At 70.7% G+C, this 15,892-nt stretch carries 15 protein-coding genes and 1 tRNA gene; 6 read left to right on the plus strand and 10 right to left on the minus strand.

Annotated features, from left to right (window positions below):
* The first annotated feature begins 157 nt into the window (after positions 1-157).
* Positions 158-1,576 carry a glycosyltransferase family 39 protein gene (locus ACWC9R_RS26065; RefSeq protein ID WP_450735073.1) on the plus strand — a complete coding sequence of 473 codons (1,419 nt, stop codon included), beginning with the start codon at positions 158-160 and terminating at the stop codon, positions 1,574-1,576.
* 75 nt (positions 1,577-1,651) lie between these two features.
* On the opposite strand, the gene ACWC9R_RS26070 is transcribed toward ACWC9R_RS26065, so the two are convergent.
* The gene (locus tag ACWC9R_RS26070; RefSeq protein ID WP_450735013.1) at positions 1,652-2,041 is read right to left on the minus strand and encodes an ADP-ribosylation/crystallin J1; all 390 of its coding nucleotides are present in this window, start codon (positions 2,039-2,041) and stop codon (positions 1,652-1,654) included.
* Between the two features lie 169 nt (positions 2,042-2,210).
* Here ACWC9R_RS26070 and ACWC9R_RS26075 point away from each other — a divergent pair, with 169 nt between their 5' ends.
* Entirely contained in the window at positions 2,211-3,047 is an 837-nt protein-coding gene (locus ACWC9R_RS26075; RefSeq protein WP_450735015.1) for an isocitrate lyase/PEP mutase family protein, read from the plus strand.
* Positions 3,048-3,142: 95 nt separating this feature from the next.
* Here the strand turns inward: ACWC9R_RS26075 and ACWC9R_RS26080 are convergent, their stop codons facing one another.
* The 4 genes from ACWC9R_RS26080 to ACWC9R_RS26095 form a co-directional block, all read right to left on the minus strand.
* A complete protein-coding gene (locus ACWC9R_RS26080; RefSeq protein ID WP_450735017.1) occupies positions 3,143-3,427 on the minus strand; it encodes a hypothetical protein in 285 nt (94 codons plus the stop codon).
* A gap of 187 nt (positions 3,428-3,614) precedes the next feature.
* Positions 3,615-5,657: a DNA helicase RecQ gene (recQ, locus tag ACWC9R_RS26085; RefSeq protein ID WP_450735019.1), complete on the minus strand. Its 2,043-nt coding sequence runs from the start codon at positions 5,655-5,657 to the stop codon at positions 3,615-3,617.
* A 243-nt stretch (positions 5,658-5,900) separates the two neighbouring features.
* Positions 5,901-6,467 (minus strand): hypothetical protein, encoded by a 567-nt coding sequence (locus tag ACWC9R_RS26090; RefSeq protein ID WP_450735021.1) that lies wholly within the window; start codon positions 6,465-6,467, stop codon positions 5,901-5,903.
* Positions 6,464-7,126 carry a hypothetical protein gene (locus tag ACWC9R_RS26095; RefSeq protein WP_450735023.1) on the minus strand — a complete coding sequence of 221 codons (663 nt, stop codon included), beginning with the start codon at positions 7,124-7,126 and terminating at the stop codon, positions 6,464-6,466. The genes ACWC9R_RS26090 and ACWC9R_RS26095 overlap by 4 nt, the downstream gene beginning before the upstream one ends.
* A gap of 499 nt (positions 7,127-7,625) precedes the next feature.
* On the opposite strand from ACWC9R_RS26095, the gene ACWC9R_RS26100 reads away from it, so the two are divergent.
* Together ACWC9R_RS26100 and ACWC9R_RS26105 are read left to right on the plus strand one after the other, a co-directional pair.
* Complete coding sequence (locus tag ACWC9R_RS26100) at positions 7,626-9,104, plus strand: sensor histidine kinase (protein WP_450735025.1); 1,479 nt, start codon at positions 7,626-7,628, stop codon at positions 9,102-9,104.
* Positions 9,101-9,772 carry a response regulator gene (locus ACWC9R_RS26105; protein WP_450735027.1) on the plus strand — a complete coding sequence of 224 codons (672 nt, stop codon included), beginning with the start codon at positions 9,101-9,103 and terminating at the stop codon, positions 9,770-9,772. The genes ACWC9R_RS26100 and ACWC9R_RS26105 overlap by 4 nt, the downstream gene beginning before the upstream one ends.
* 65 nt (positions 9,773-9,837) lie before the next feature.
* Here the strand turns inward: ACWC9R_RS26105 and ACWC9R_RS26110 are convergent, their stop codons facing one another.
* Positions 9,838-12,582, minus strand: coding sequence for a KGGVGR-motif variant AAA ATPase (locus ACWC9R_RS26110; RefSeq protein ID WP_450735029.1), 2,745 nt, complete (start codon positions 12,580-12,582; stop codon positions 9,838-9,840).
* Between the two features lie 20 nt (positions 12,583-12,602).
* Positions 12,603-13,025: a hypothetical protein gene (locus ACWC9R_RS26115; RefSeq protein ID WP_450735031.1), complete on the minus strand. Its 423-nt coding sequence runs from the start codon at positions 13,023-13,025 to the stop codon at positions 12,603-12,605.
* 271 nt (positions 13,026-13,296) lie between these two features.
* Between ACWC9R_RS26115 and ACWC9R_RS26120 the strand changes: the two genes are divergently transcribed.
* Positions 13,297-14,022, plus strand: a complete 726-nt coding sequence (locus ACWC9R_RS26120) for a DUF6333 family protein (protein ID WP_450735033.1) — start codon at positions 13,297-13,299, stop codon at positions 14,020-14,022.
* A 253-nt stretch (positions 14,023-14,275) separates the two neighbouring features.
* Here the strand turns inward: ACWC9R_RS26120 and ACWC9R_RS26125 are convergent.
* The 3 genes from ACWC9R_RS26125 to ACWC9R_RS26135 form a co-directional block, all read right to left on the minus strand.
* Positions 14,276-14,351 (minus strand) — tRNA-Arg (locus ACWC9R_RS26125).
* Between the two features lie 172 nt (positions 14,352-14,523).
* Entirely contained in the window at positions 14,524-14,841 is a 318-nt protein-coding gene (locus ACWC9R_RS26130) for a hypothetical protein (protein ID WP_450735034.1), read from the minus strand.
* Positions 14,841-15,038, minus strand: a complete 198-nt coding sequence (locus ACWC9R_RS26135; protein ID WP_393361489.1) for a hypothetical protein — start codon at positions 15,036-15,038, stop codon at positions 14,841-14,843. Before ACWC9R_RS26135 ends, ACWC9R_RS26130 begins: the two co-directional genes overlap by 1 nt.
* Positions 15,039-15,105: 67 nt before the next feature.
* Between ACWC9R_RS26135 and ACWC9R_RS26140 the strand changes: the two genes are divergently transcribed.
* Positions 15,106-15,774 carry a TetR family transcriptional regulator gene (locus ACWC9R_RS26140; protein ID WP_450735035.1) on the plus strand — a complete coding sequence of 223 codons (669 nt, stop codon included), beginning with the start codon at positions 15,106-15,108 and terminating at the stop codon, positions 15,772-15,774.
* Positions 15,775-15,892 lie beyond the last annotated feature (118 nt).

A 15,892-nucleotide genomic window follows, 5' to 3' on the forward strand; every position in this document is an offset into this window, starting at 1 on the left:
GTGAGCCTGCCTTTCTGACTGTCTGTCCGTCCGTCCCCGCGCGTGACCGGAGTCCGTCATCGACGTAGCACAAGCGCAGAAGACGTACGTGTCCCCCGTCGCCGCCCGCGGTACCTGGGTGGCGCAGGGCGCGGTGGTGCTGGTGCCCTCCGGGCTGATGCTGTTCCTGGGGGCGTGGGGAATCCGTCGGCAGGACGCCATATGGCGGGACGAGGCCGTCACCTACGACATGGCGCACCGCGGCCTCGCCGGTCTGTGGTCCACGCTCCAGCACGTCGACGTCGTGCACGGCCTGTACTACGCGCTGATGCACCTCTGGTTCGCCGGCTACGACGCCACCCTCCGCGGCGCTCTCGGCGACGCGGTCGGTCTGCGGCTGCCGTCCGTGGTGGCGATGACGGTCGCCGCCGCCGGGGTCGCGCTATTGGGGCAGCGCCTGGTCGGCCGGCGGGCGGGACTGCTGGCGGGCCTCACCTTCGCGCTGATCCCGGTCGTCCAGCAGTACGCGCAGGAGGGCCGCTCGTACGCGATGGTCTGTGCGCTCGTCGTCTGGGCCACCCACGTGCTGGTGCTCGCCGCCGCCGGCCCGCGCAGGGCGCTGTGGTGCGGCTATACGGCGCTGATGCTGGGCGCCTGCCTGCTGCACGAGTTCGCGGTGCTGGCGCTGCCCGCGCACGGCGCCGCGGTGGTCCTGGCGCGCCTGCCGCGCCGCGTCCTGCGCGCCTGGCTGCTCGCCTCGGGCACCGTCCTCGCCGGTCTGGCCCCGCTCGCGGTGTTCAGCACCCGGCAGTCGGCGCAGATCAGCTGGCTCATGTGGCCCGACCCGCTGCAGCTGCTGACGTTCGCCGTACTCGCCGTCCTCGGTCTCGCCTGCGCCCGCGTCCGGGTCCGCTCCCGCGGCCCCATCGGGCTGCGCGCCCTCGGCGTCCCCCTGCTGCTCCTGCCCACCCTCCTCCTGCTGCTGCTCTCCCATGTCGAGCCGGCCTACGTGGACCGCTATGTCCTCTACTACGTGGTCGGGTTCGCGCTGCTCGCGGGCGCCGCGCTGGCACGGCTGCTGTGGCCGGACGGCGAGCGGGACCGGACCAGGGCGCGACGGCTGCGGCGGGGGACGGCGGTGGCGCTGCTGCTGGCGGCGCTGTTGCCGGTCGATGTCCATCTGCGCAGCCCGGACAGCCGGGTCGACGATGTCACCGCGGTCGCGCACGCCGTACGCGAGCTGGCCGAGCCCGGCGACGGGCTGCTGTTCATGCCGTCCCGGCGACGGATCTGGCGGGCGACCCTGCCGCGCGACTTCCGCGGCCTGCACGATCTGGCCCTGGCCGAGAGCCCGTCGGCCTCGCACACCCTCTACGGCACCGAGCGCTCCGGTGACGAGATCCGCGACCGGATGCTGGCCGCCCGCCGGATCGTCGTCGCCGGCGACCCGGACGGCCAGCCCGCCGACGACAACGACCAGGAACTCGCCAAGCGGTCCACGCTGCGCGCCGCGTTCGGGATCTGCCGCACCAAGGAGGTACGCGGCGCCCGGATCACGGTGTACGGGCGGGCGGGGGAGTGCGGCGGCGGGAGGTAGGGGCGGCGTACGCGCGTCGCGTCACGAGCGGCGCCCGGGCGGGCCGCAGCGGGCAGCGGCCGCGTCCACGCCCCGTCACCCGCCCTGCGGCGGACGGAAGCTGCGGACCAGCTCGATGCGCCCGACGATATGCCGGTTGAACTCCGCCAGCTCCTCGGCGGGCACCCACAGCTCGAGGATCGTGCGGCCGCCCGCCTGCCGCACCGGATAGCGCCCGGCGAAGTCCGCCTCGACCTCGAAGCGGGTGACATGGCCGACGCCGGAGGCCGGTACGTTCCAGTCGCGGGCGATCCGTATCGCGTAGTCCTCGTTGAGCACGGGATAGAAGATCGGCTGGTCGGGGAGGCGGGGCGGCCAGGCGCGCCAGCCGGAGGCCTCGACCAGGGCGAGCTCCTCGGGGCCCGTGGGGCGCCAGAGGGTGAGGGTGGCGGGCGTGGCCCCGCTCCGGGGCGGCGTCTCGGTCATGCGCGTACGGTACGAGGCCGGGGCGGGCGGACGCCCGGCGATTTCGGGGGCGGGCGCGGGGCGGGCCGGGCGGTGGCGCGTGGTGGCTGTACGCCGGAGTGGTCATGACTCCGCGGTCCGCCGCGAGTCTTCGACCCCTACCCCTGGGGCTCCGGCCTACGGTGCCCGTATGAGCACCTCCCCGGAGTACGCCACCTTCCACTTCCACGCGCTGCACCACGCCGATCAGCCGCTGCTGCTGCCCAACGCCTGGGACGTCATCTCGGCCGTGGCCCTCGCCAAGGCCGGATACGCGGCGGTCGGCACCACGAGCCTGGGCGTCGCCGCTGCCCACGGCTATCCGGACGGGCGCGCGCTCGCCGAGGCACGGGACGCCACGGTGGCGCTGGCGCTACGGCTCAACGGCCGGCTGACCTGCCCGTACACGGTCGACGTGGAGGGCGGATTCGGCGGCGACCCCGGTCAAGTGGGAGACCTGGCCGCCGAGTTGGCGGAGGCGGGGGCGGCCGGGCTGAACCTGGAGGACGGGCTTCCCGGCGGCGAGGGGCTGCAGGACACGGCGCGGCAGGCCGAATCGATCAGCGCGGTGAAGGAGCGGGCGCCGGGCCTGTACCTCAACGCCCGGATCGACACCCACTGGCTGGCGGACAGCCCGCCGCCCCTCTCGGTCACGCTGTCCCGCGCCGAGGCGTACCTGGCCGCGGGCGCGGACGGCATCTTCGTGCCGGGCGTCGTCGCCGACGAGGAGATCTCGGCCCTGGTCGCCGGGGTCCCCGCCCCGCTCAACATCCTCTTCGCTCCCGGGCGGCACACCCTCAGCCGTCTGGCGGAGCTCGGCGTACGCCGCATCAGCACCGGCTCGCTGCTCTTCCGGACCGCCCTCCAGGCCACGCTCACCGCGGCCGACGCCATCCGTACGGGCGGGCAGCCGACGGAAGCGGCCGGGGCGGGCGGCGAGGTGCTGGGCTACGAGGAGGTACAGCGGCTGGTCACGGAGGAGGAGTAGGGACGCCGGGGAGGACAGGCGCCCGGGCCGGGACCGGCTGCCGGACCCGTGGGGCCGCCCCGGACGTCGCGCCGCGGGACCCTCCGCGTACGGGCTCAGGCCTGCTGACCGTGGCCCCCTTGCCGCCGGCGGTGCACGGCGAGGGCCGCGCCGGCCACACCCAGCACCCCCGCCCCGCCGATCAGCCCCGCCTTGGGCAGCTGACCGGCCTTCTCCGCCAGTCCGGCCAGCCCGCTGTCGGGCAGCATGATCGAGGTCCGGCTCTCCGAGGGGCCGGTGGTGTCCGCGGCGAAGGCGGCACCCGCGGGAGGCAGCAGCACGGCCAGTGCACCGGTCGCGACGGTGGCGGTACGGATCACGGAGCGGCGCTGGGCCCGCATGGGTACTCCTCGTCGTGGGCGGCTCGGGCCGCCGTAGGGATGCGATAAGAGTCAGCACGCTACGGAGCGTCCTTAACGGCGATCCATCCGTTGTGTAACAGTCACCAGGATCTCTGTGATCGGTCGTGTGAAGGAACGCCCTCCCGAACCGGCCCGAAACCGCCCCATTCCCCCTCCGCATCCGCTCTCACCAGTCGATGTCATCCGGCGGCTCCGGGAACTCCTCGTCCTCGGGCTCCGGAACGTCGTACTGCTCCGCGGCGCCCCTGGCCGAGGCAGAGGCCGACGCCGCGGTTCCGGCCGACGCCGGGGCGCCGGCGCCCGCACCGTCGGCTCCCGTACCGCCCTGCGGCTCCGTCTCCCGCCCGGCCAGCACGGCCAGGAGGGACTCGCCGTACTTCGCGAGCTTGTTCTCGCCGACCCCGTTGACCGTGCCCAGTTCGGCCGTCGTCGTCGGCCCGAGCGTGGCGATCTCCCGCAGCGTCGCGTCGTGGAAGATCACATACGCGGGCACGCCCTGCTCCTTGGCCGTACGGGCCCGCCAGCCGCGCAGCGCCTCGAAGACCGGCAGCGCCGCCTCCGGCAGATCCGCCGGCGCCGCGCGCTTGCCCTTCGTCTTCGCCTTGGCCGCCCGCGCCGCCTTCTCCGGCTCCCGCCGCATCAGCACCTCACGCCGGCCGCCCAGCACCTCGCCGCTGGCCTCCGTGAGCACCAGCGTGCCGTAGTCACCCTCGACGGCGATCAGCCCCTGCGCCAGCAACTGCCGTACGACGCCCCGCCATTCGGCCTCCCGCAGGTCGTCGCCCACGCCGAAGACGCTCAGCCCGTCGTGATCGAACTGGATGACCTTGGCGGTCTTCTTGCCCAGCAGGATGTCGATGATCTGGCCCGCGCCGAACTTCTGCCCGCGCTCCCGCTGCAGCCGTACGACCGTGGACAGCAGCTTCTGCGCGGCCACCGTGCCGTCCCAGGTCTGCGGCGGGGTCAGGCAGGTGTCGCAGTTGCCGCACGCGCTGCTCTCCTGCCCGAAGTAGGCCAGCAGCCGCACCCGTCGGCACTGCACCGTCTCGCACAGCGCCAGCATCGCGTCGAGATGGGCCGACAGCCGCCGCCGGTGCGCCTCGTCCCCCTCCGACCCGTCGATCATCTTCCGCTGCTGCACCACGTCCTGCAGCCCGTACGCCAGCCAGGCCGTCGACGGCTGCCCGTCGCGCCCGGCACGCCCCGTCTCCTGGTAGTAGCCCTCCACGGACTTCGGCAGATCCAGATGGGCCACGAACCGGACGTCCGGCTTGTCGATGCCCATGCCGAACGCGATCGTGGCGACCACGACCAGCCCGTCCTCCCGCAGGAAGCGGCTCTGGTGCTCGGCGCGCGTCCGCGGATCGAGCCCCGCGTGGTACGGCACCGCCGCGATGCCGTTGTCCACCAGGAACTGCGCGGTCTTCTCCACCGACGCCCGGGACAGGCAGTAGATGATCCCCGCGTCCCCCGCATGCTCGGTCCGCAGCAGCTCCAGCAGCTGCTTCTTCGGCTCGCTCTTCGCCGCGATGCGGTACTGGATGTTCGGCCGGTCGAAGCTCGCCACGAAGTGCCGGGCGTCGGCCATCCGCAGCCGCGAGGTGATCTCCTGGTGCGTGGCCTCGGTCGCGGTGGCGGTCAGCGCGATCCGCGGCACCTCGGGCCAGCGCTCGTGCAGCATCGACAGCGCCAGATAGTCCGGCCGGAAGTCGTGGCCCCACTGGGCGACGCAGTGCGCCTCGTCGATCGCGAAGAGCGAGACCTTCCCGCGGTCGAGCAGATTCAGCGTCTGCTCGACCCGCAGCCGCTCGGGCGCCAGATACAGCAGGTCCAGCTCCCCGGACAGGAACTCGGCCTCGACGAGCCGCCGCTCCTCCAGATCCTGCGTCGAATTCAGGAACCCCGCCCGCACACCGAGCGCCCGCAGGGCGTCGACCTGGTCCTGCATCAACGCGATCAGCGGCGAGATCACGACCCCCACACCGCCTCTGACCAGCGAGGGAATCTGGTAGCAGAGCGACTTGCCGCCACCGGTCGGCATCAGGACGACCGCGTCCCCGCCCCCTATGACGTGCTCGATGATCTCCTGCTGGCTGCCGCGGAACGCGTCATACCCGAACACCCGGCGCAGCACCTGCACCGCCTCGCTTGCGTCCGAAGCGCCTTCCACATCCATGTCCACGACCACTTCCACGTCCGCCAGAGCCATTCCGAAAGCCTACGAGTTCCGAGGGGGTCCTCGTCGACCCTGTGGATAACTCATCTCTGCCGGGCCGGCCGGACGGCACCGCCGGCCGGCATGGCTGGCCGGACGTGCAGCCGACGAGGTCCGCGTAGGCGGCTGGGGCCAGGGCGCCTCACGGAGCGTGTGGCTCACCTGCGGCTTCGTGCCTCGCCGCCGCCCTGCGGTGCTCTGCTTACGGCCTTCCGCCGGGCCTCGGCCTCGCCCGGCTCACCGCACCGTACGCGCTGCTTCGTGCCAGCCCGCTCCCGCCCCTTCGCCCGAGCTGCGGCGCCGACGCCAGTAGGCCACCGTCACCCACCCCAGGAGCGGGCCCCAGGCCAGCAGCGGCAGATAGCAGGCGGTCATCAGCCAGGCTGCCGCACCTCGCGGGGCGGCAGGGTCGGCCATCTCCTGCTCCCAGCCGAACGAGGACACCACCGTGATCACGGTGACCGCGGCCGCGCCCAGTGACGCGGGGACGACCGCGGCCAGGACGGGAACGTTCCGCCCGCCCGGCACCGGTACCCAGCGCGGCACCCGCTCGCCCCATGGCCGGACCAGCCCGAGGGTGAGCAGTCCGAGCCCCTCGGCGACCAGGCTCAGCCCGATCAAATACAGCGACATCCAGCCCGGGAAGTTGCTCTGGTGCAGCGGATGGCTCACCGCGAACCCGGAGGGCACCCCGAACGCCACGGCGCACCGCCACAGCCCCGACGGCAGCAGCATCAGCGGCACGGCATGCGCCGCCCACCGCACCGGCCGGGGAACAACCGGTCCCGGCTCGGCCGTCCTCATCGCGTACCTGCCACATCGGCCCCACCGGCCCGCTTACCCCACCCCGCCGGCAGCGGCGGCAACTCCGCATGCCTGACCTTGAAGCCGCCCTTCGTCACCGCGGCGAACGGAGCCGGCGCCATACAGGTGCCGACGTGCGGGAAGACGGCCTTGCCGTCGACGACATCGACGTTCGACACCGCCCAGGAGAAGCCGAACCGCCCTCGGCCCGGACCGCCGCTCTTGACGCTGAAGCCCAACCGCTCCCCGATCTCCCCGGAGTCCTCGGACTTGGTGACGACGGCGCTGAGCGTCGCGGTGTCGCCCCCGGTGACCAGGCAGTCCACCGCGGCCTCCGCACGCCGGCCCTGCTTCTTCTCCGGCGACCAGTGGTAGATCGTCACTTTGCCCCGCGCGTCGGTGGGCATCCCCTGAGGCAGCCCGTCGACGGGCCGGCTGAACGGGGCCGCCTGCGCATCGATGGAGAAGCGGATGTCGTCCCGCGGCGAGTAGGTGTAGAAGACCCGGCCCTGACCACTCACCTTGGCGAGCCCGGTCGACACCTTGGCGGCGGCCGCAGCGCTTGAGGGCGCGGCGGATATGGCCGATGCGGCGGACGCCGTGGGAGTGACCCCCGTCAGCGCGGCTACGGCGGCCGAGGCGGCGACGACCCCAACCACGGCCCTACAACTGCGGGGCGAGCCGGAGCCGGACCGGGCGCCGGAGCCACGACCTGAGACTGCCGAGGAAGGCGGAACGGAAGAAGCATTGATGCTGGTCACGGCGAACTCCCCGTATATGCAGCCGCCTTGGAGGCGGTCGCGCCCTTTCGCTAACACCTCCAGCCTGCTGCCGGACCACCGCACCGGACCATCTGCCGTTCAGCGGATTCCTGGCACCGAAGTGGCCGCCATCTCTGCCGTTCGGGGGAGGGGGCGCCCGTACGACGGCTCGTAGGATCGACGCGTGGTCGGCGAGAGGACGACACGGGGGCGATGAACTCCGTGGCGTTACATGGGGGGTGGGCCTGGATGACGTGCCACATGAGGTGCGACGCGACGTGCGAAACGACGTGCCGCATCGCGTGCCACATGAAGTGCCGTATCGGGGCGGACGCGAGATGAGGCACCCCGTGGGCAACGAGCCCGCTACGAGCTGCCACATGCCGACGGCCGCATCATGAGACGTCGCAATCGCGCCCCGGCCCCGGGACAGGCCCCGGCCCCGGGACAGGCCCCGAAGTCGATGCCGGCCCCGGGGAAGCTCCCGGCAACGCCCCCGCCTCGGGCCGCGACCGCCGCCAGACCACGCAGCCGCCGCACAGCCCTGGCGCCCTTCGCAATCACCCTCACCGCCGCCCTGCTCCTCACCCTCGCCCTCACCCATGCGTACGGCACATGGGTGGCGGCCTTCCCCAACGGGGCCGTCCCGGCCCTCGCCTCCGCCGCCCTGCTCCTCTGGGCCGTTGTCCGCTGGCCGCACTCGCGTGACCGCCTCGCCCGCCCGCTGGCGCTCGTCGGCGGCCTGTCACTGCTGACCACAGTGTTCGCCGACCCTCCATCGGCCCCATGGGCCTCCGTATGGCGGCTGGCCGAAATGGCAATGCTGCTGATGCTCCTTGCCGTAGTGGCCCGCTGGGCGCCGCTCCGGCAGGCGGTGGTCGCGGGTGCGATGGCAGGCGTGGCGGTCGCGACGTGGACGCTGCCCCTGCTCCCGGCGCCGTCCGTGCTGCCGCTGGCCGGTGCCGCCGCCTTCTGGACACTGCCGGTATTGGGCGCGACTGTCATCGGCGGCTATCCGAGGCTCGCGGAGCGTCGGCGTCGCCTGCTGGTCATCGAGACCCGGCGCTCCCAACAACTCCAACTCGCCCAGGACCTACACGACTTCGTCGCCCACGACATCAGCGGCATCGTCGCCCAGGCACAGGCCGCCCGCTTCGTGGCCACATCCGACCCGGGCCAGGCCCTGCCGGCCCTGGAACGCATCGAAACAGCCGGCCTGAACGCCCTGGCATCCATGGACCGCACCGTCCACATGCTCCACGAAGCAAACGGCAACACCCTGCCCCACCCGAACACCAACACCCCACCACTCGCCCCCACCCCACCACCCGCCCACACGCACCCAAGCCCCCACCCTCCACCAGGCACCCCCACGCCCCAGCCCGGCCCCCCGAATTCCCCCCACCCCCATCCCCTACCAGGCGTGGACCAACTCCCCACCCTCGTAGAACGCTTCACCGACTCGGGCTCCATCGAGGCCCGGCTCACCATGCCTTCCACCACCCCCGAATCCAGCCTCTCCCGGGAAACCAGCTCCACGGCCTACCGAATCGTCGTGGAAGCCCTCACCAACATCCGCCGCCACGCCCCCGGCGCCACCCGCGTCGAGGTGACCCTCACTCCGGCCGCCCGCCCTGCCCCCGCCTTGGTCGTCGAGGTCACCAACGACGCCGGAACGGCCCCCACCCCCGCGCAACGCCCCCGCTCCCGACCCGGGCGCGACGGCCACGGCGGACGCGGCCTGAACGCCCTGCGCGCCCGCGCACAGGCGACCGGCGGAACCCTCACCTATGGCCCCTACGGCCCCTACGGGGGCGGTTGGCGGGTACGGGCCGTACTCCCGCAGGCCCACCCGCTCCCCCAGGAGACGCCATGAGCGGCACCCCCACCCGCATCCTCCTGGCCGACGACCAGGACGACGTCCGCAGCGGCTTCCGGCTGGTCCTCGACTCGCAGCCGGACATGACGGTCGTCGGCGAGGCGGCGGACGGCGCCACCGCCCTCGACCTGGCCCGACACCTCCGGCCGGACGTCGTCCTGGCGGACATCCGCATGCCCCGCCTCGACGGCCTGGAACTCACCCGCCTGCTCGCGGGGCCCGAGGCCACCACGCCGACCAGGGTGGTCGTCGTCACCACCTTCGACCTCGACGCCTACGTACACACCGCCCTGCACCACGGCGCCTGCGGTTTCCTTCTCAAACGCTCCGGCCCGACCCTCCTGATCGAGGCCGTCCGCGCAGCCATGGCGGGCGACGCCCTGATCAGCCCCCAGATCACCGTGCGCCTCCTCCGCCACCTGTCACCGCCGCCAACCCACCCCCACGCCGGCCCCGGCCCTGACACCCTCACCGCCCGCGAACGCGAAATCGTCCGCCTGGTCGCCCGAGGCCGCACCAACCAGGAAATAGCCACCGACCTCGTCATCTCACCGGGCACAGCCAAGACCCACCTGGCCAACATCCAGTCCAAACTAAAACTCCGCAACCGCGTAGAAATAGCCGCCTGGTCCTGGCAAACAGGCCTCACCTCACCGGCGACGTAGTCTGCGTGGTCGCCGGTAAGGCTGTAACGCTCAATCCCGAGTGGCGGATGCGTGCAGCAGGAGCCTCACCTTCGCCACAGCACCTTCGCCCTACGCTCACTGCCGAACCCCAGTCCATGCCGGTAGATCTCAGCTACCCAGTAGCGACCGTCGTTGCCCCGGGCGAAGACTCCAGACTCCACGAGAAAGTCCGCTTCCCGCACCTCAAGCCCCACTTCCTCCAGCCAGAAGGGCACGGTTACCGGCTCGCGCACCTGCTGAAGTCGGCTCAACAGGTCTCCGATCTCCTGACTCTCGTCCTGGATCGCGCTGATTTTGATCTTGCTGCAGGCCAGCAGGGCTTTGCGCATGGCACTCGGAACCAGCACGCGGTCATCCCATGTCGTCTGCGGAATGGATTGACGCGCCGCTTCCGCGAGGAACACCACCACGTCTCTGGCCTGTACCTGATCCTTGAAGTCCCCGAGGGCTGCGGGAACCCAAAGATGGGAGCGCGCTTCCTTGGATTTCTCCGTTCCCATCTTCCATCCCCACACCGGGATGAGGGATTCCACCAGTGCGTCGTATGACTGCTCGGCGATTTCGGACTCTGCCGCAGCTGTGGGCAGCGCGTCGGCATGAGCGGTGACCCATAGGGCGAGCCGCAGCGCTTCCTCCTTGTCCCAGCGCAGGGCATAGGGCTCGTACCGGGCGAGGAGTTGCTCGCTGTTCTGTTGGACTGCCCGCTTCACCAGGTCTCGTCGAACAAAGACGACCAACCCGAGCGGGTGCCCCCGAAGTGACCGCAGCCACGCGAGCACGTCGATGAGAAGTACGCGCAACGCCGTGCGCTTGACTTCGCTGTCCAGCGACTGAAGCAGGTCCTCGAGCCCGTCCATGACGAACACGGCCCGAGCTCGTTTGCCGAGTTCCGTCAGCGCGGCTTCCGGGCTGTCACCGCCGGACAGCGAAACTCCGGCCGCGATGGCCAAGCACTCGAGCCACAGCTGCCGCCACCCGAGTTCGTCCTGTGCGTCGAGAGTCGAAAGGCCCTTTCTGAGCCTGTCCTTGATCTCCTGAGAGGTTCCGCCCCCGTCAGATTTGCCGCTGTGGCGTGCGGCAAAGGCGTCCCGGAGATCCTGAGTGGTCAGGTCACCGTCCTCAAGGTTGTCCGACTCCAGCACCGGCACCACGGGCAGCTCCAGTCGTACGTCCGCGATGCCGGATTGCTCGGCGAACTCCTTCCATGTCCGGGCTGCGCATGCCTTCGCATACATGAAGGTCTTGCCGGCACCCTTGGCACCTACGACGAGAGCAACCGGCGGTTCCGTACGGTGGTCTCCCAGCAGCCTGCGCAGCGGGTCGGTCACCAAGAAGCCGCTGGCCGATGACATGCCTTCCCGCTCGGCATAGATGAGTGGCTGCGCGGTGTCCGCAAGACGCTTGCGCAGTGTCGTGTAGTCCACAACCGCCTGCGGCCCGCCTGTGTCCGGCGATGACGGCCTGATCGGAGTCGGCACGATCGGCCCCAGGGCATCGGCGACCTTGCAGCTGTCCAGTACCCGCAGTACGGAGTCCCAAGAAGACGGGAGAGCGAGCAGCTCCTCCCGGAACGGGCTGAGCAAGGGCTGTGACAAGACGTCGAAGTCCACCTCACCGGTGTCGTCAGGATCGGTTTCGGTCACTCCGCCCGTGCGCCTGAGTGACGAGAACAGCGCGTTTCGCAGCTCGTTCTGCGCCTGTTCCGCCTGTGTCTCGTGAACGTCCTGCCGGTACTGGGTGATGATCACGGCGCTGGCCGGGTCAGTCCCCTGCAGGGCTGGTGCCCGGCTTCCCAGCTGCCTCAACAACGTCTTGGTGCCGGCCAGGGACTGATGGCTGAGAGTGGTGACGAAGACTCGTTGGACTCGGGGGTCGAGCAATACGGGGGCGGACAACTCCGAGGCACCGGCCCGCAGATCCACGACGACGGTGTCCGCACCGGCGCTGGCGGCGAGCGCCGCCAGCGCCTCGGTCAGGAAATAGGGAGAGCGTCCCGGTGTGGCCAAGTCCGCCGGCTCGATGCGGGGCGGGCCCAGCTGTGGCCTCCTGCTGGTGGGGACCACGATCACACGCCCCCCATTGGGGTACCGTCCGACCTGTTGGTTCGGCAGATACGCTGCGGCGATGCCCACTGCATCCGACCAGCTGCCGTCCTCGGACCCCTGGAGCAGGGCCAGCAAGTCCTCGTAGCAGAAGTCGAGCTGTCCGCCTTGGGCTCTGTGCATCCACGTAATTCCTGGGGCCTCAAGGTCGGCGTCGACCAACAGGACGTTGCCGCCGCGACGGGCGACTGCGTCAGCCATGGCGACTGCGTGCACCGTGCGCCCGACTCCCCCTTTGAAGGAGTGGAACGCCACTACTTGCACATCGGCATGGAAACGACCGTCGGCGGGCCGCTCCAGGGGCTGTGCCAGCTGAGGCGTGATGTGCTTTTCACGCAACAATGGGACGCGGCGCGGCTGGTCGGGGGTCTCCGGCGCAGGGCTCAGAATGACAGGCGTGCCTTTGAACTCGCTCGTCCGAGGGTCGTCCAGCCCGAGCACGATCGTGCCGTCACGCCATTCGGTCGACCCTGCCCCGAAGGCCTCGTCCAACCATTGCTTGGCTTCCTCGGCCTCCGTACCACTGGAGACGACCAGCTCCAGGCCGTCCCACCAGCCGTCCGCCGCGTGAAGCCACTCGGGCCACCGGCCCGCAGTTGCCAGGACCGCGAGATGCTCGTCGATGTCCACCCAAGTGAACAGGTGCTCTGGGGGCGTCGGCCCTTCCAGGTCGATCAGTTCAGCCACGGCTTCGTACCCTTCTGGCCTTAGTCCCTTTCGCTCCATGTGATCAGAGCGCGGAGGGCTTCCTGGGCTTCCTTTTCGTCCGCCGCGTCAAGCGTCGCACCGTAGCGCCACGCCTGATGCAGATCAGCCAGAGCGACGGAGCCACGCGCCGGCACACGCAATCGGCAGCTCTGGAGCCCTTCGAGACGCGCGCCCAGGGCTGGTGGCAGCCGAAGCTCCTTGGCCAGCTTGCGGAGGTCGTGAGTGGGCATCAAAGCCGCGGTATCACGGTGTCCCTGCCGGGTCAGGAGCCGCTCCTTGAGTCCACATTCGGCAGCGTAGAACAGTAAGAGCCCTACCGTCGCCAGATCGCCCAGCGCCCCACCTGCCCCCACGCTTTCCGCTGAGTCCCGGAGCTCGGTCCGCCGCTTTCGGAGCGCTTTGGCCCCCACCTGAAGCACCATGACGCCATCCTGGCATTGGAGATCAACTGAACGCATCAGAACGGCGGATGCGATGCGGGCACGGGGCGCCCCAGCTCAGCCCGGTCGACGACATTTGGGTCCATGTTCGAACAGCCGCCCTCAGGCCCCGTCCGGAAGTGCGCTGCTCCATACGATCCATCAGCGGTGCGCGCAGACGTGACTTCCGCCGCCCCGTTCCGGCCCACGGCGCCGTTAGCCGACGCGGCCGAGCGCACCTCGGGCGGGCCGGGAACCCGTTACGTTGACCGGCATGTCTGAGACCGGCTTCTGGAGCGTCCCGCCCGACCGCATAACCCGAGGCGGCGGCGTCCGCTACGAACTGACCGTCCTGCACCCGCCATTCACTGTCGAGGCCGACGACCTACCGCCCAACGACCCAGAGCGCGCCGCAGAGTTCGTTCGCTCCCTGAGCACGATCGACGACGTGATCGAAGACCTCGGGCCCCGTAAGCAGAGTGACACGATCACGGTCGTCACGAGAGCTGATCTGGACCTCGTGCGGGCCGGGGCGTGGGGGAATCTCATGTCGGTCTCCGATCCGGCGTTCGCGGACGACGGCAACGACATGCCGCTTCTGGCGGAGGCCACTCGGCTGCGGGAGCGCTTCCCCGATGCGCGGATCGTGGGCCGGGTGGAGGTGCACTGCGGCGCCGAGCACACCGAGGACCTCGTGTGGCTGCCGGACGGCACCATGTTCCACGCCTGCGGCTGGCCCGGTGACGAACCGTTCGTCGTGACCGGCGACCCGCAGGCGGTGCTGTCCGCCCTCGGGATCACGGCGGAAGCCCTCGAAGACCTCGACGCGTACGTCGACCTGGACGACGAACCGAACCAGAACGACTGGGCCGCCCTCGCCACGGCCTGCCTCGCCGGCGCTGACCCCTGGGGGAGGGCCGACCTGGACGCCTCCACACTCCGGGTACGGCACAGCGAGCACGCCACCAGCCACATGGAAGCCCTCTATCTCAGCGACTGAAGCGACTGAAGCGACTGATTACGTTTCACGCCTCAGCGTCGCCAGGTTCCTGTGGCGAGGCCCCTGATGGTGCGCAGCGTCTGCGCCCGGCCCGTACAGGGATGCGAGGGTGCGCAGTCGTCCCGCTCGTCGGGCGCGGTTGCGCCAGGACGCGGGCCCACCGGCCGTTCATGCGAACGGCCCCGGACGAAGAGCCCGGGGCCGAACAGAGCGCCTCCCTGGGGGAGAAACCCCAGTTCAGAGCGGTATCGCATGGTGCCCCCGGCAGGATTCGAACCTGCGACACCCGCTTTAGGAGAGCGGTGCTCTATCCCCTGAGCTACGGAGGCATGGGATGGGACCCCTGACAGGGTAGCTGATGCGTTCGCTGGAGATCGCTTGTGTGGGGGATGTGGGGTGGTGGGTGTGGTTCGGGGGCCTGGGGGTGGGGGTGGAGATGGCGGTGGTCCCGGGGGCCTGGGGCCACCGCCACCGTTGTGTGGTCTCACGTTCCGGCTGGGGTCAGCCGGTGATGGACCAGCTGACTGTGCCGTCCGTGGTGATGAGGAGGGCCAGGAGGAGGAGGTCGGTGGCGCCGAGGGTGAGGCCCAGGAGGGCGCGGGCGCGGCGGGTGGTGCCGTGGGTCAGGGCCAGGGTGGCGAGGACCAGGGCGCAGGGGCCGAGGAGGACGTTGAGGACCAGGGTGCCGAGCAGGCCCAGGATGAAGGAGGCCACGGCCATGCCGTCGGCCTGGGCGCGGAGGCGGGACGTGGTCGGGCCGGTGGCGGCCTTGGCCGGCTTTGCCGAGGGGGTGCGCAGGGTTTCGCTGAGCGTGGTCATCAGGAGGTCACCTCGTCGTGGTGGCGGCGTTCGCGGAGGAAGAAGACGAGCAGCCAGCCGGCGATGACGGCGGCCGCGGCGAGGGTGACCGGGACGGGGAGATGTGCCGCGGTGCCCAGCAGGATTCCCATCAGGAGGAGGGCTGCGACGAGGAAGAGCATGATCTTCCTTTCCGATTCCAGAGGACAGTTGTTCACTCAGTTCCTTCAGTCTACGACCGTCTCCGGGTGGAGTAGTTCAGAGAACGGCTGTTTACTGGATGACATGAGTCACAGTCTTGGAGTCCGGCAGGCCCAGAAACAGAAGACCCGTCAGGCGCTGCTCGACGCGGCGCTCGGGCTGCTGGAGGAGCAGAGCCTGAGCAGCCTCGGGCTGCGGGAGGTCACGCGGGTGGTGGGGGTCGCGCCGACCGCGTTCTACCGGCACTTCAAGGACATGGGGGAGCTGGGTGTCGCGCTGGTCGAGGAGGCGCTGGGGAGCCTGCATGTGATGGTGCGGGCGATACTCGCCGAGCAGGACGCGGCGGAGGAGCGGATCGACCGGACGGTCGCGGTCGTGGAGCAGCATGTGCGCCTGCATCCGCTGCACATCCGGTTCGTGGCGCGCGAGCGGCACGGCGGTGTACGGGCCGTGCGGCAGGCCATCGCGGGTGAGCTGGACCGGTTCGCTGAGGAGGTCGCGGCGGCGCTGAAGTCCCAGCCGGTGTCGGAGGGCTGGCGGGATGACGATGTGCGGATGCTGGCCGAGTTGTATGTGGACCGGCTGGTGGCGACGGCCGCGGCGCTGCTCGACGCCGAGGCGGACGGTGCGGAGGGCGCGGCCGAGCAGGTCGTACGGGTGGCGCGCCGTCAGATGCGGCTGATCAGCATCGGTCGGCGGCACTGGCAGGCCGAGGGGAGGGGGAAGGGGGGAGGTGTGGTCTGTGGGGAGTAGGGAGTAGAGCGGTGTGGGGGCTCGGCGGCGGGGCAGCCCTGTGTTGGGGGCTGGGCTGTTCGGCAGTAGTGGTGGGGCGGTTTTGCGCGGCGTGGGCGTGCGTGTGCCGCCGGGGGTG

The organism is Streptomyces sp. NPDC001219 (assembly GCF_053597915.1).

Coding starts and splice junctions, on each gene's coding strand:
- ACWC9R_RS26105 (WP_450735027.1), top strand. CDS start 9,101: ATGAGCGGCACCCCCACCCGCATCCTCCTGGCCGACGACCAGGACGAC.
- recQ (WP_450735019.1), bottom strand. CDS start 5,657: ATGGCTCTGGCGGACGTGGAAGTGGTCGTGGACATGGATGTGGAAGGC.
- ACWC9R_RS26100 (WP_450735025.1), top strand. CDS start 7,626: ATGAGACGTCGCAATCGCGCCCCGGCCCCGGGACAGGCCCCGGCCCCG.
- ACWC9R_RS26070 (WP_450735013.1), bottom strand. CDS start 2,041: ATGACCGAGACGCCGCCCCGGAGCGGGGCCACGCCCGCCACCCTCACC.
- ACWC9R_RS26140 (WP_450735035.1), top strand. CDS start 15,106: ATGAGTCACAGTCTTGGAGTCCGGCAGGCCCAGAAACAGAAGACCCGT.
- ACWC9R_RS26090 (WP_450735021.1), bottom strand. CDS start 6,467: ATGAGGACGGCCGAGCCGGGACCGGTTGTTCCCCGGCCGGTGCGGTGG.
- ACWC9R_RS26065 (WP_450735073.1), top strand. CDS start 158: ATGCTGTTCCTGGGGGCGTGGGGAATCCGTCGGCAGGACGCCATATGG.
- ACWC9R_RS26075 (WP_450735015.1), top strand. CDS start 2,211: ATGAGCACCTCCCCGGAGTACGCCACCTTCCACTTCCACGCGCTGCAC.
- ACWC9R_RS26115 (WP_450735031.1), bottom strand. CDS start 13,025: ATGGTGCTTCAGGTGGGGGCCAAAGCGCTCCGAAAGCGGCGGACCGAG.
- ACWC9R_RS26080 (WP_450735017.1), bottom strand. CDS start 3,427: ATGCGGGCCCAGCGCCGCTCCGTGATCCGTACCGCCACCGTCGCGACC.
- ACWC9R_RS26120 (WP_450735033.1), top strand. CDS start 13,297: ATGTCTGAGACCGGCTTCTGGAGCGTCCCGCCCGACCGCATAACCCGA.
- ACWC9R_RS26130 (WP_450735034.1), bottom strand. CDS start 14,841: ATGACCACGCTCAGCGAAACCCTGCGCACCCCCTCGGCAAAGCCGGCC.